This is a genomic window from Pseudoduganella albidiflava (assembly GCF_004322755.1).
In the GTDB taxonomy this organism is placed as follows: domain Bacteria; phylum Pseudomonadota; class Gammaproteobacteria; order Burkholderiales; family Burkholderiaceae_D; genus Rugamonas; species Rugamonas albidiflava.
Map to the genome: position 1 here is coordinate 209001 of NZ_CP036401.1, position 13633 is coordinate 222633.

The window sequence follows — 13633 nt, forward strand, 5'->3', positions numbered from 1 at the left end:
TTTCCGCTTATGCCTTGGCGCCGGCGATGTGCGCCGGCTGCTCCTGCCGGTTCTTCAGCACCTGCGGCGCCAGCGAACCGATGATCATCCCGGCCAGCGCGGCCAGCAGGCCGGCCAGCTGGCCCGGGAACGCTTCGCCCCAGCTTGATATCTGCGGGAAGAACAGCACCCACACCAGGATGCCGGCACCGATCGACAGGATCGCACCCTGCGTGGTGGCGCGGCGCCAGTACAGCCCCATCACCAGCGGAATGAAGGCGCCCACCAGCGTCACCTGGTAGGCGGACGACACCAGTTCATAGATCGACGTGCCCTGCATGGCGATCGCGTACGCCAGCACCAGCGCGGCGAAGACCACGATCGTGACGCGCATCGCCAGCAGCTGCTGCTTGTCGCTCATGCCGGGGCGCAGGTTCTTCGGGATGTTTTCCACGAAGCTCGTCGATGGCGCCAGCAGGGTGGCCGACGAGGTGCTCTTGATGGCCGACAGCAGCGCGCCGAAGAACAGGATCTGCATCACCAGCGGCATCTTCGTCATCACGAAGGTGGGCAGCAGGCGCTGGTAGTCGTTCTTGGCCAGTTCCATCGCGCTGTCGCCCATCACCACGACCGCCGCCGCCACGATGAACATCGGCACGAAACCGAAAATGATGTAGCTGGCGCCGCCGATCACCGCGCCGGTGCGGGCGGTGGGCGCATCCTTGGCGGACATCACGCGCTGGAACACGTCCTGCTGCGGAATGCTGCCGAACATCATGGTGATCGCGGCGGCGAAGAAGAACACGATATCGGTGAAGGTGGGTTCCGGCAGCAGGCGCCACAGGTCGGCACGCTGCGCCATGTCCAGCACGTTGCCGGCGCCGCCCGCCAGGTCGGCCGCGAAGAAGGCGATGATCGTCATGCCCACCACCAGCACGATCATCTGGATGAAGTCGGTCACCGCCACCGCCAGGAAACCGCCGACCACCACGTAGATCAGCACGGCCAGCGTGCCGATCACCATGCCCGCCGCCGGCGCCAGCGCGCCGTTCGTCAGTACCGTGAACACGAGGCCCAGCGCGGTGATCTGCGCCGCCACCCAGCCCAGGTAGCTGAGGATGATCGCCACCGAGCAGAATACCTCGATGCCCTTGCCATAGCGCTGGCGGTAATAGTCGCCGATCGTCAGCAAATTCAGTTTATACAGTTTGGTGGCGAAGAACAGGCCGACCAGGATCAGGCAGGTGCCGGCGCCGAACGGGTCTTCGATCACGGCGTTCAGGCCGCCCTGCACGAATTTCGCCGGCACGCCCATCACGGTCTCGGCGCCGAACCAGGTGGCGAAAGTTGTCGTGATGACCATGATCAGCGGCAGGCTGCGGCCGGCGACGGCGAAGTCGCTCGTGTTCTTGATCCGCGTGCCCGCCCACATGCCGAGGCCCAGCGTTCCCAGGAGATAGAGCGCGACGAAAATGATCAGGGTGGTGTTCATGCGTTTGGAACTTTCGGGGGCGGAAAAATGCGGGCGGAAAATCCCGGATTATAAAGGCAGGATGCGGCCGCGGCAGCAACTTTACGGGCGATTGGCCACCGGATGTTGTAAGGGGGAACAGCCGGCCCGGCGCCGGTCGTCGGGAAACTTGACGCGCCCTGCCGGGCGCCGAGGCGGTGCGGGGCGTGGTGGACGTGGCATGGCTTATGCGAGATCAAAGCACACGAAGCATGCGCGTTTCGCGAGCCGCACGGCCAACCGGCCGGCGGTCCCACTTTCCCAAGGAGCCCATCATGAAACAGGTCTGGCAGTTGATCGGGGCAACGGTGCTGTCCGCCAGCGTGGCGGAGAGTGCGCAGGCGATACCGCTGTCCACGCTGCTTTCCGGCGGCACGCTGGGCGCAGGCGGCCTGGCGTTCACGAACTTCAGCGCCAGCTTTCGCGCGTCGGATCCGCTGCGCATTTTCGATCCCGCGGCGATCGATGTGACCGCGCTTGCCGGCGGGCCCGCTGCGGGGACCTGGCTGAGGTTCGAGGTGAGGGGCGGCGCGTTGACGGTACGGGGCGAGGGCGGCGGCGCACCGGCCTTCGCCGGCCTGCAGATGCGCTTTCGCGCGGCCGCGCTGGATCCCGCACGGTCTGGCGTGGTGCTGGCCACGCAGGGCAACGCGATCGACATGCGGCTGGAAAACCGTGGCGTCTATGTCGGCGATGCCGCCGGCAGCCCGGGCATCGCCGGCCCGGTGGCGTTGCCCGGCGCGCCATGGAACGGCAACTCCGCGGACTGGTATTTCCCCATGGGGGCGGTCCCGGCGGTGGAAGCTGCGGGCTTCCCGTCGCAGGCCGAGCTATGGATCCACAAGGATGCGCTGGTGTGGGCGACCGACCGGGCCCACACGGTGTCGCTGCTGGTATTCTCGCAGCGGTTCGACCTGGAAGTGCCCGAGCCCGGCAGCCTGCCATTGCTGGCGGTTGCCGGGCTCGCGGCCGCGGCCGTGCTCGGGAAGAAACGGCTGGCGCGGTAAGGCTGTGTCCTTGCCAGGCGGCGCCGGGTCATCGAAGCCACCCGGCGCCATTCCTGTACGCTTATTCCTTCAGTGCCGCGGCCAGTTCGGCCACCTTGGCGCCATCGGCACCTACCGCCTTTACTAGGCGCTTGCCGTAGTCGGCATCGGCCTTGTGGAAGTGCGACAGCATGGTGTACAGGCTTACCTGGTTTTTCACGCGCTTCAGGTCGCCGGACAGGTTGGCGATCAGGTCATCCTTGTCCTGTGCCGACAGTGCGCGGTAGTAGTCACCGGCCTGCTGGAAGTTCAGCGTTTTCGCGATGCGCTGCTGCTGCGTGGTGCCGGCCAGCGGCAGATTGCTGCCGCGGGCATTCGGGTCTTCGGCCAGGTTGGCGATGCGGCTCGGCTGGTAGTTCACCGTGCCCTTGCGGCCGTCGATGTTCATCGCGCCATCCTGCTGGTGGTTGCGCACCGGGACCAGCGGCTTGTTGATCGGCAGCGACTGGAAGTTCGCGCCCAGGCGGTGGAATTGCGTGTCCACGTACGAGAACAGGCGGCCCTGCAGCATGCGGTCTTCCGAAGCCTCGATGCCCGGCACCAGGTTACCCGGCGCCATCGCGACCTGCTCGGTGGCCTCGAAGAAGTTGTCCGGCACCTTGTTCAGCACCATCGTGCCCACCTTGCGCTCGGGGATGTCCGGCCAGGTCTTGGTGGCGTCCAGCGGATCGAAGACGAACTTGTCGAGGTCTTGCGGTTTCAGCACCTGCACCGTCAGGTCCCAGGTCGGGAACTTGCCCGCATTGATCGATTCATACAGGTCCACCGTGGCATGGCTGGTGCTCTTGCCCTGGATGGCGGGAATTTCCTGCGGGCGCAGGTTGCGCTCGCCCTGGCGCGACTTCCAGGCGAACTTGGCGTACACGTAGTCGCCCTTGGCGTTGACCAGCTTCAGCGCATGCACGCTGCTGCCGTTCATCTGGCGGTAGTTGGCCGGCGTGCCCCAGTTCGAGTACACGCGGGTCAGCATCGCCGTGGCTTCCGGCACGTGCGAGAAGAAGTCGAACACGCGTTCCGGTTCCTGCACGTTGGTCACGGGATCCGGCTTCAGCGCGTGGATCATGTCGGGAAACTTGATCGCGTCGCGGATGAAGAAGATCGGCAGGTTGTTGCCGACCAGGTCCCAGTTGCCTTCCTGCGTATAGAACTTGGTGGCGAAACCGCGCGGGTCGCGCGTGGTCTCGGCGCCCGACCGGCCCGGGATCACGGTGGAGAAGCGCACGAACACCGGCGTGACCGTGCCCTTGGCGAACAGCTTCGCCCTGGTCAGGTCGGACAGGTCGTCGGTGGTGGTAAAGGTGCCGTGGGCACCGGTGCCGGTTGCGTGCACCACGCGCTCGGGAATGCGCTCGCGGTCGAAGCGCTGCAGCTTTTGCACCAGGTGCACGTCCTGCAGCAGCGTCGGGCCGCCCGGGCCGGCGGTCTGGCTGTTCTGGTTGTCGCCCACGGGGGCGCCATTGTCTTTCGTCAGCGTTTGGGCATGGGCGCCGGTCGACAGCGACGTCAGCGCGGAAACGATGGCCATGGCGCACAGCAGTGCGCGGCCTGGCCTGGAAGCCATGAATTCCATATACTCTACCTATCAGATCGAATGTTTAAGGAAGGCTTATACTATCGATCGGTCTGTCATTATGGAAATTCATTGTCACTATCGATCTGATAGTTAATTCCTTATCGATTGCCTGGACACTATCGAACGATATGGGACGGTAGAATCGGCGGACACCTCAAGGAGACAGCCATGAACGATTCCGCCAGCTGGCACGAGCGCGCCCGCGCGCTGCACATCGACGGCCGCGCCTTCATCGGCGGCCAGCGCACCTGGTCGCGCACCGGCCAGCAATTCGACAACCGCTCGCCGGTGGATGGCCGCGATCTCGGCCCGGTCGCCCGCTGCGGTCCGGATGATGTGGAAGTGGCCGTCGCCGCGGCGCGCGCGGCGTTCGAGGATGGCCGCTGGGCCGGCCTGGCCCCCGCGGCGCGCAAGCGCATCCTGGTGAAGTTCGCCGACCTGATGCTGCAGCACCGCGACGAACTGGCGCTGCTGGAAACGCTCGACATGGGCAAGCCGGTCAAGTACAGCCTGGCCGTCGACCTGGCAGGGGCGGCGAACTGCATCCGCTGGTATGGCGAAGCGATCGACAAGCTGTATGGCGAGATCGCGCCCACGCCGGCCGACAGCCTGGCGCTGGTCACGCGCGAGCCGGTCGGCGTTGTCGGCGCGATCGTGCCGTGGAATTATCCGATGCTGATGGCGTCGTGGAAGATCGCGCCGGCGCTGGCGGCGGGCAACAGCGTGGTGCTCAAGCCTTCGGAAAAATCACCGCTGACGGCATTGCGGCTGGCCGAACTGGCGCTGGAGGCGGGCATTCCGCCCGGCGTGTTCAACGTGCTGCCCGGCTATGGCAACGAAGCGGGCAGTGCGCTGGCGCTGCACATGGATGTCGACTGCATCGCGTTCACGGGCTCGACCCGCGTGGGCAAGCAGATCGTGCAGATGGCGGGGCAGACCAACCTGAAGCGCGCGTGGACGGAACTGGGCGGCAAGTCGGCCAACATCGTCTGCGCCGATTGCCCGGACCTGGATGCGGCCGTGGCGGCCTCGATCGGCTCGATCTTCTTCAACCAGGGCGAGAGCTGCAATGCGCCGTCGCGCCTGTTCGTGGAAGAGTCGATCCGCGAGCGTTTCCTCGACAAGGCGCTGGCCATGGTGCCGGACTTCACGCCGGGCGATCCGCTCGATGCGAACACGGTGATGGGCGCGATCGTCGACGAGATCCAGCTGGCCACGATCATGAAGTACATCGGCGAGGGCAGGCAGGCCGGCGCGCGGCTGCTGGCCGGCGGCGAACGCGTGCGGCTCGACAGCGGCGGCTATTACGTGGCGCCGACGATCTTCGACGGCGTCGATGCCGGCATGAGCATCGCCCGCGAAGAGATCTTCGGCCCGGTGCTGTCGGTGCTGAGCTTTACCTCGCTCGACGACGCGGTGAAGCAGGCCAATGCCACGCCGTACGGCTTGCACGCGGCCGTGTGGACGGCGGACCTGTCGAAGGCCATCCGGACCTCGCGCGCGCTGCGCGCCGGCACCGTGCACGTCAACCAGTACGACAACGACGACATCACCGTGCCGTTCGGCGGCTACAAGCAATCCGGCAACGGCCGCGACAAATCGCTGCATGCATTCGACAAATACACGGAGTTGAAGACCACCTGGATCCAGGTGTAGGCCCGGTCGTCCGGCCTGTGCATCCAATCTGTGCAGGCGACGCGCTAACCGCTGGCGCGACGCCAGGCAATCACCGCTGCCGGGCCGCCAGCATGCGCTCGAGCAGTTCCGTCAGCCGTTGCTGGTCCGCCGCGCCGAGCCCCCCGGTGAGCGGCGCCAGCGCCTCCAGCATCTGGCCGTGCAGCTGGCCGAACAGGCTGGCTCCCTCTTCGGTCAGGAACACATCGGTAGCCCTGCCATCTTCCACGTTCGGTGCGCGGCCCACCAGGCCGCGCTTTTCCGCCCGGGCGATAAGTCCCGACATCGTCTGCTTCTCCAGCCCCAGGTAATCGGCCAGCTCCACCATGCGGGGACGCCGGTCGGACAGGATGCCGAGTACCCGCATCAGCGTGAGCGACAGGTCATGTTCGGCGCCGATCCTGTTCAGCACGGCCATGGTCGCGAAGGCGGCCGGCACCAGCGCGTCCGCCAGGTCTTTCCCGGGCTGGGTTCCCGGATTCGTGGATTTTTGCTTTGTCATCGTGATCGTATCTTGACATAGTTCGCAATGCGTATCAATATTAGATCGTAATACGAACTTTTCGAACTTTCCGAACTTTACGACCTCTATCGTACGCATCGTCCACCGGGAGAATCCCTTGAAAGCTGCCGTCATCACATCGTTCGACCAGCCGCCGCGCTACACCGAGATCGGCGAACCCGTGCCGGAAATGCCCGGCGAAATGCTGGTCGAGGTCCTGGCCGCCGGGCTGCACCACATCACCCGCGGGCGGGCCGCGGGGGCACATTACTCGAGCACCGGCCGGCCGCCGCTGGTGGCCGGTGTCGACGGGGTAGGGCGCGGCACGGATGGCAAGCTGCGCTACTTCGTCCAGGCCCCGGACCGGATGGGCACGATGGCCGACAAGACCGTGATCGCGCTGGCCGACAGTATCGAGTTGCCTGGCGACTGCGACCCCGTCACCATCGCCGCCGCGATGAATCCGGCGATGGCGTCCTGGCTCGCGCTGCGCTGCCGCGTGCCGTTCCAGGCGGTCCAGAGCGTGCTGATCCTCGGGGCCACCGGCAGTTCGGGGAACATGGCGGTGCAGGTCGCCCGGCACCTGGGCGCGGAGCAGGTGATCGCGGCCGGCCGCGACGAAGGCAGGCTGGCCAGGCTGCGCGAACTCGGTGCCACCGCCTGCGTGACCCTCGGCGATGCGCGGCTGGGCGAGCTTGCCGCCGAGGTGGACGTGGTGCTGGATTTCGTGTGGGGCGAGCCGGCCGTGCGCATCATGGAAACGGTACTGCGGCGGCGAAAGGACCGCGGCGCACCGATCACGTGGCTGCATATCGGCTCCATGGCCGGCGATATCGCGCCGCTGCCGGGTGCGCTGCTGCGTGGCGCCAATGTCGAGATCGTGGGGAGCGGGCACGGTTCGGTATCGCATCGCGCGATCCTCAGCGAGCTGCCCGCGCTGGCAACGGAGATCGTCCGCGGCACCTTCCGCATCGACGCCAGGGTCGCGCCGCTCAGTGGCGTGGAGCAGGCGTGGTGCGAGGCGAGCCATGGCACGCGGCTGGTCTTCGTGCCGTGAGTAGCGCCAGCCGTGAAGATGATGCAAGCCGGTGAAGGTTCCGATACTGGGAGCCTGTGACTGCCGTTAAGTTGAGCGTCACCCGGCACATTGAAAGCGCATACATTCACCCCAACAGCAAAGGGCCGGGGTCAGACCCGGCGGGTCTGACCCCAGCATCTGCACTTGGGGTGGGCTATCTAAGCGGCATTGGAGCCTGTCACCGGTTTTTGAAGAACCGGTGACAGGCCGCGGCCCGTCCCGGGATTTTCAGAAGCAGTGCTCGAGCGCGGGGAAGCTGCCATCCTTGACGGCGGCAACATAGGCGGTGAAGGCGGCCTCGATGGTCGGCTGGCCATCCATGAAGTTGCGCACGAAGCGCGCCTTGCGGCCGGGGAAGACGCCCAGCAGGTCGTGCATCACCAGCACCTGGCCGGAGCAGTCGGGGCCGGCGCCGATGCCGATGGTGGGGATCGTCAGCGCTTCGGTGACGGCCTTGCCGACCGTGGATGGCACGGCTTCGAGCAGCACGATCGAGGCGCCGGCGGCCTGCAGTGTCAAGGCATCGGCCTTCAGCGCATCGGCGCTTTCCACGGTTTTGCCCTGCACCTTGTAGCCGCCCAGCTGGTGCACGAACTGGGGCGTCAGGCCGATATGGGCGCATACCGGCACGCCGCGCTCGACGAGGAAGCGCACCGTCTCGGCCAGCCATCCCGCGCCTTCGATCTTGACGATGTGGGCGCCGGCCTGCATCAGCTGCACGCAGCTGGCCAGTGCCTGTTCCGGCGTGCCGTAGCTGCCGAACGGCAGGTCGGCCATGATCATCGCGGACTTCGCACCGCGCGCCACGGCGGCCGTGTGGTAGGCCACTTCCTGCACGGTGACGGGCAGCGTGGACGAGTGGCCATTGCAGACCATGCCCAGCGAATCGCCGATCAGCAGGATTTCAACGCCGCTCTTGTCCATCAGCGCCGCAAAGCTGGCGTCGTAGCACGTCAGCATGGAGATTTTTTCGCCGGCGGCGCGCAGTGCGCCCAGCGAGGGAATCGTGACGGCCTTGTTCGCCACCGCTTTTGCCGGTGCCGGCGTGCCGCTTGTCGCTTTTGCAGCACCCTGTGCGGCGCCGGACAAATCACTACCCTGCAGATAACCAGACATGGAAGTCCTCTAATAAAATCGTTACGGCGCGTATTCTAAACCCCAAGCGAACGACCGTGCAGAAGTGGTCCCCGGGGAGCAGCTTTACCAGGCGGCTTCAGGACCGGAAGATGAAATACACGGCGCCGACGAGGCACAAGCCCGCCCAGATGTAGTCGGTCTTGAACGGCTCGTTCATGTAGATCATCGCGAACGGCACGAACACGGAGAGCGTGATCACTTCCTGCATGATCTTCAGCTGCGCCAGGCTGTATTGCGTGTAGCCGATCCGGTTGGCGGGTACCTGCAGCAGGTATTCGAACAGCGCGATACCCCAGCTGGCGAAGGCCGCCACGTACCAGGCCCTGGTGGAGAAATTCTTCAGGTGGCCGTACCAGGCCACCGTCATGAAGACGTTCGACAGGGTCAGCAGACCCACGGTCTGCACGATGACGGGAATCTGCATGGCGGCTCAGTCGAGGCGTTCGATGCGCTGGCCGGCGACGTCTGGCGCGAACGATGCGGCGGCGCCGAGGCCGGGGACGGCAACGTCCGGCGCGATTTCCAGCAGCGGCGCCAGCACGAACGCGCGCTGCGTCATGCGCGGATGCGGCACGGTCAGCGTGGGGGTGTCGATGATGTCGGCGCCATACAGCAGCAGGTCGAGGTCCAGCGTGCGCGGCGCATTGCGGTAGGGGCGTTCGCGGCCGTGCTCCCGCTCGATCGCGAACAGCGCCTCCAGCAGCGCGTGCGGCGCCAGCGTGGTGTTGATGCGGGCCACGGCGTTGATGTAGTCGTCGCCGGACGAATCGACCGGCGCCGTGCGGTACAGGCTGGAAACGGCCGTGACGCCGATGCCGGGCACGCGCCGCAGCCGTGCGATGGCATCGAGCGCGTTGGCGCGCGCGTCGCCGAGATTGGCGCCGATGCCGATGAACGCTTCCAACGCTTCCGCTGCCATCAGTCGATGGTGGGCGTGGTCGGGGCCGTGTCCGGCGCGCCGCCTTCGCCGCGCTTGCGGCGCGGGCCGCGGCGGCGCCGCTTCGGGGCCGCCGCCGTGTCGCCTTCGTGTTCGCCTTCGGCATGCAGCTCGTCGCCGTCGAAGCCGTCGTCGTCCGAGGCTTCCACGGCTTCGGCGCCTTCCTCATGGCGCGTGCCGCGGCGTGGTGCGCGCTTGCGCTTGCTCGCCGCGCCGCCGCTGGAAATGGCCGTCACCATCTCGGCGCGGACCGTTTCGTCGGCTTCGTAGAACGCGCTCCACCAGTCGCCCAGCTCCTGCTCGATCTCGCCGGAAGCGCAGCGCAGCAGCAGGAAATCGTAGCCGGCGCGGAAGCGCACGTGTTCCAGCAGCTTGTACGGGTTCTTGCCGTTGCGGCGCTCGAAGCGCGGCTGCATGGCCCAGATGTCGCGCATGTCGGAACCGATCTTGCGCTGCAGCGCCAGCTTCTCGGTCTGCGATTCCAGCACTTCGTCCGCGGCAATGTGCAGCGCGGGGATCGGGAATTCGCCGGAAGCCTGGTAGGCATTCCACTTTTCCAGCACCTGGTGCCACAGCAGCGAGGCGAACAGGAAGCCCGGCGACACGGTCTTGCCGGAGGCGATGCGCTTGTCCGTCGCTTCCAGCGCCAGCGTCACGAACTTGAAGCCCAGCGGCTGCTCGAGCACCACGTCCAGCAGCGGCAGCAGGCCATGGTGCAGGCCGGCCTTGCGCAGCTGCAGCAGGCAGGCGAGGGCGCTGCCGCTCATCAGGAGCTTGAGCATCTCGTCGAACACGCGGGCGGCCGGCACGTTGTTGATCAGCGGCGCCATCACGGCGATCGGCGCATTGGTGGTCGGCTCGATCTCGAACCTCAGCTTGGCGGCGAAGCGCACCACGCGCAGCATGCGCACCGGGTCTTCCCGGTAGCGCGTTTCCGGCTGGCCGATGATGCGCAGCAGCTTGGCGCGGATATCGCGGATACCGCCGTGGTAATCGAGCACCTGCTGGGTGGCCGGGTTGTAGTACATGGCGTTGATGGTGAAGTCGCGGCGCTCCGCATCCTCGGCCTGGCTGCCGAAGGTGTTATCGCGCAGCACGCGGCCGTGTTCATCCTTCGGCGCGTTGTCGATGGCGCTGCCGCGGAAGGTGGTCACTTCCAGCAGGTCCTGCCCGAACATCACGTGCACGATCTGGAAGCGGCGGCCGATGATGAAGGCGCGGCGGAACAGCTTCTTGACCTGCTCGGGCGTGGCGTTGGTGGCGATGTCGAAGTCCTTGGGCTTCACGCCCAGCAGCAGGTCGCGCACGGCGCCGCCCACCACGAAGGCCTCGAAGCCCGCTTCCTGCAGCGTGGAAGTGACGCGGACCGCATTCGACGACACCATTTTCGGGTCGATGCCGTGCTGCTCCGGGCCCAGGATTTCAGGTTCGCTGCTGTTGGGGGCATCCTTGACGCCCAGGATCTTGCGGATGAATTTCTTAATCATTGAATAGTTGGAGTAAAGCCCAGCCGCGCTCGTTGGCGTGGCGGGTCAGGACGGCATTCGGGTTGGTGGCGACCGGATGCGAGACGATCGACAGCAGCGGCAGGTCGTTGTGCGAGTCGCTGTAGAAATACACGCTGTCGAAATGCTCGAGCGTTTTCCCCATCTGTTCCAGCCATGCCCTGGTATGCAGGATCTTGCCCTCGCCCTGCGTGGGCTTGCCGGCGAGGCGGCCGGTGATGCGGCCATCGACGATTTCCGGCATTGCCGCGATCAGGTGATCGACGCCGAACGCTTTCGCGATCGGCGCGGTGACGAAGTGATTGGTGGCCGTGACGATGGCCACCATGTCGCCGGCATCGAGGTGCCGCTGGAGCAGCGCGCGTGCCGCGGGTGTGATGTTCGGTTCGATCACCTCGGCCATGAACTGTTGCTGCAGCGCGGCCAGCCGCTCCGGTTCGAACGTGGCCAGCGTGCCCAGCGCGAACTCCAGGTATTCCACCGGGTCCAGGGTGCCGGCCTGGTACTGGGCGAAGAACTGGTCGTTGCGATGCGCAAAGGCGGCGGCATCGACGGCGCCCTGGCGGCACAGGAATTGCCCCCACTCGTAGTCGGAATCGATGGGCAGCAGGGTGTGGTCGAGGTCGAAAAGGGCCAGGTTCATGGGGGCTTTCAATGGCGCTTCAATCTTTTTCCGCCTGCAGCCACTCGCGCAGCAGCGGCAGGGTGATCGGACGCTGGGTTTCCAGGGAATATTGGTCGAGCGAGTCCAGCATCGAGGACAGCGAGCGCATGTCGCGCCTGAAATGGGACAGCAAATAGGGTAACACGCCCGGCGACAGCGTCAAGCCGCGGCTGGCCGCGGCCTGGGACAGCGCCGCCACCTTCTCGTCGTCCGACAGGCCGTGCAACTGGTAGATCAGGCCCCAGCCCATCCGCGTGCGCAAGTCCTCGCGCACCGGCAGCACGGCCGGCGGCACGGCGCCGCTGCACACCATCCAGGCACCGTTGGCGCGGATCTCGTTGAACAGCGCGAACGCGTCGATCTGCGCCACCGGCGACAGCTTTTCGCAATCGTCCAGCAGGTACAGGTCGACTTCGGGGGAATACACGAATTCGGATTCGATCGAGAACGGCGAGATGTAGCGTGCCCGCTCCGTGGCGGCCAGGGCGCGCAGCAGGTGGGTCTTGCCGGCCCCCACTTCACCCCACAGGTAAGCGAAATGTTCGCGCGAGCTGCGGCCGGCGAACTGGCGCATCAGCGCCGCCACCTCGGCATTGCGGCCCACCTCGAACGATTCGAGCGTGTGGACCGGCTCGGCCCCGAGGTCCAGCACCAGCTGTTTCATGGCTGCCGCCCCGGGTTCCTTGTCATTTCGATCATTTTTTCGCTCATCACACCCTGCATTATATAAAAGTGCAAGGTGATGCCCGGCGAGGCGAACGTGTCCTGCCATTGCGCCGCCCGGGATACCGTTTGTTCTCGTTGTGCGGTCGGCGGAAGGGGCATGGAGGCGAAAGTTGGGGATTTGGTGGGAACGTTTTGCTAAAATAGCGGACTTGATGGCACGAATTTGACGACATTTCGCGGACTTGATGGCGAAAATGCCGCAATTGCCTTCTACGTATCCTATCTATTCTACCGCCTCCGCCGCGAAATACACCATGAGCCAACCTTCCAACGTATCCCTGTCCTACCGTGACGCAGGCGTCGACATCGACGCAGGCGATGCCTTAGTCGAAGCGATCAAGCCCTTCGCCAAGCGCACCCTGCGCGAAGGCGTGATGGGTGGCATCGGCGGTTTCGGCGCGCTGTTCGAGATCAGCAAGAAGTACAAGGAACCGGTGCTGGTGTCCGGCACGGATGGCGTGGGCACCAAGCTGAAGCTGGCCTTCGAACTGAACCGCCACGACACGGTCGGCATCGACCTGGTGGCGATGAGCGTCAACGATATCCTGGTGCAGGGCGCCGAGCCGCTGTTCTTCCTCGACTATTTCGCCTGCGGCAAGCTGGACGTGCCCACCGCGACCGACGTCATCAAGGGCATCGCGCAAGGCTGCGAACAGGCCGGCTGCGCGCTGATCGGCGGTGAAACGGCCGAGATGCCGAGCATGTACCCGGCCGGCGAATACGACCTGGCCGGCTTCGCCGTGGGCGCCGTGGAAAAGTCCAAGCTGATCGACGGCACCAAGATCGCCCCGGGCGACGTGGTGCTGGGCCTGGCATCGTCCGGCGCGCACTCGAACGGTTACTCGCTGGTGCGCAAGATCATCGAAGTGGCCAAGCCGGACCTGGACGCCGACTTCCACGGCCGCAAGCTGGCCGACGTGCTGATGGCGCCGACCCGCATCTACGTGAAACCGCTGCTGGCGCTGATGGAATCGATGGAAGTGAAGGGCCTGGTGCACATCACCGGCGGCGGCCTGGTGGAAAACATCCCGCGCGTGCTGCAGGATCACCTGACGGCCGAACTGGATGGCAAGTCGTGGACGATGCCGCCGCTGTTCCAGTGGCTGCAGCAGCACGGCGGCGTGGCCGACGCCGAGATGCACCGCGTGTTCAACTGCGGCATCGGCATGACCGTGATCGTCTCCGCCGACAATGCGGATGCCGCGATCGCCCAGCTGACCGCCGCCGGCGAGACCGTGTCGCGCATCGGTACCATCCGCGCCCGTGCCGAGGGCGAGCACCAGACGATCGTGGTGTAACACG

General features: G+C 65.8%; 13 protein-coding genes. 4 read left to right on the plus strand and 9 right to left on the minus strand.

Annotated elements, in window-relative coordinates; genetic code table 11:
* Positions 1–7: 7 nt before the first annotated feature.
* Positions 8–1471, minus strand: coding sequence for a high affinity choline transporter 1 (locus EYF70_RS00870; protein ID WP_131143709.1), 1464 nt, complete (start codon positions 1469–1471; stop codon positions 8–10).
* Between the two features lie 293 nt (positions 1472–1764).
* Here EYF70_RS00870 and EYF70_RS00875 point away from each other — a divergent pair, with 293 nt between their 5' ends.
* Positions 1765–2496 carry a PEP-CTERM sorting domain-containing protein gene (locus EYF70_RS00875; protein WP_165497541.1) on the plus strand — a complete coding sequence of 244 codons (732 nt, stop codon included), beginning with the start codon at positions 1765–1767 and terminating at the stop codon, positions 2494–2496.
* Between the two features lie 61 nt (positions 2497–2557).
* Here the strand turns inward: EYF70_RS00875 and EYF70_RS00880 are convergent, their stop codons facing one another.
* Positions 2558–4096 (minus strand): catalase, encoded by a 1539-nt coding sequence (locus EYF70_RS00880; RefSeq protein ID WP_371861697.1) that lies wholly within the window; start codon positions 4094–4096, stop codon positions 2558–2560.
* Between the two features lie 180 nt (positions 4097–4276).
* On the opposite strand from EYF70_RS00880, the gene EYF70_RS00885 reads away from it, so the two are divergent.
* Complete coding sequence (locus EYF70_RS00885; protein ID WP_131143711.1) at positions 4277–5764, plus strand: aldehyde dehydrogenase; 1488 nt, start codon at positions 4277–4279, stop codon at positions 5762–5764.
* A 70-nt stretch (positions 5765–5834) separates the two neighbouring features.
* Here the strand turns inward: EYF70_RS00885 and EYF70_RS00890 are convergent, their stop codons facing one another.
* Positions 5835–6284, minus strand: coding sequence for a MarR family winged helix-turn-helix transcriptional regulator (locus tag EYF70_RS00890; protein WP_131143712.1), 450 nt, complete (start codon positions 6282–6284; stop codon positions 5835–5837).
* 118 nt (positions 6285–6402) lie between these two features.
* Here EYF70_RS00890 and EYF70_RS00895 point away from each other — a divergent pair, with 118 nt between their 5' ends.
* Complete coding sequence (locus tag EYF70_RS00895) at positions 6403–7341, plus strand: zinc-binding dehydrogenase (RefSeq protein ID WP_131143713.1); 939 nt, start codon at positions 6403–6405, stop codon at positions 7339–7341.
* Positions 7342–7590: 249 nt separating this feature from the next.
* Here the strand turns inward: EYF70_RS00895 and panB are convergent, their stop codons facing one another.
* From panB to hda, 6 genes are all read right to left on the minus strand, one after another.
* Positions 7591–8478, minus strand: coding sequence for a 3-methyl-2-oxobutanoate hydroxymethyltransferase (gene panB, locus EYF70_RS00900; RefSeq protein ID WP_131143714.1), 888 nt, complete (start codon positions 8476–8478; stop codon positions 7591–7593).
* Between the two features lie 97 nt (positions 8479–8575).
* Positions 8576–8923 carry a DMT family protein gene (locus EYF70_RS00905; RefSeq protein ID WP_131143715.1) on the minus strand — a complete coding sequence of 116 codons (348 nt, stop codon included), beginning with the start codon at positions 8921–8923 and terminating at the stop codon, positions 8576–8578.
* A gap of 6 nt (positions 8924–8929) precedes the next feature.
* The gene (gene folK, locus EYF70_RS00910) at positions 8930–9418 is read right to left on the minus strand and encodes a 2-amino-4-hydroxy-6-hydroxymethyldihydropteridine diphosphokinase (protein ID WP_131143716.1); all 489 of its coding nucleotides are present in this window, start codon (positions 9416–9418) and stop codon (positions 8930–8932) included.
* Positions 9418–10923: a polynucleotide adenylyltransferase PcnB gene (gene pcnB / locus EYF70_RS00915; RefSeq protein WP_131143717.1), complete on the minus strand. Its 1506-nt coding sequence runs from the start codon at positions 10921–10923 to the stop codon at positions 9418–9420. Before pcnB ends, folK begins: the two co-directional genes overlap by 1 nt.
* The gene (locus EYF70_RS00920; protein WP_131143718.1) at positions 10916–11584 is read right to left on the minus strand and encodes a histidinol-phosphatase; all 669 of its coding nucleotides are present in this window, start codon (positions 11582–11584) and stop codon (positions 10916–10918) included. The genes pcnB and EYF70_RS00920 overlap by 8 nt, the downstream gene beginning before the upstream one ends.
* 19 nt (positions 11585–11603) lie before the next feature.
* Entirely contained in the window at positions 11604–12269 is a 666-nt protein-coding gene (hda, locus tag EYF70_RS00925; RefSeq protein WP_131143719.1) for a DnaA regulatory inactivator Hda, read from the minus strand.
* Positions 12270–12585: 316 nt separating this feature from the next.
* Between hda and purM the strand changes: the two genes are divergently transcribed.
* Positions 12586–13629 (plus strand): phosphoribosylformylglycinamidine cyclo-ligase, encoded by a 1044-nt coding sequence (gene purM / locus EYF70_RS00930; RefSeq protein ID WP_131143720.1) that lies wholly within the window; start codon positions 12586–12588, stop codon positions 13627–13629.
* The last annotated feature ends 4 nt before the right edge of the window (positions 13630–13633 follow it).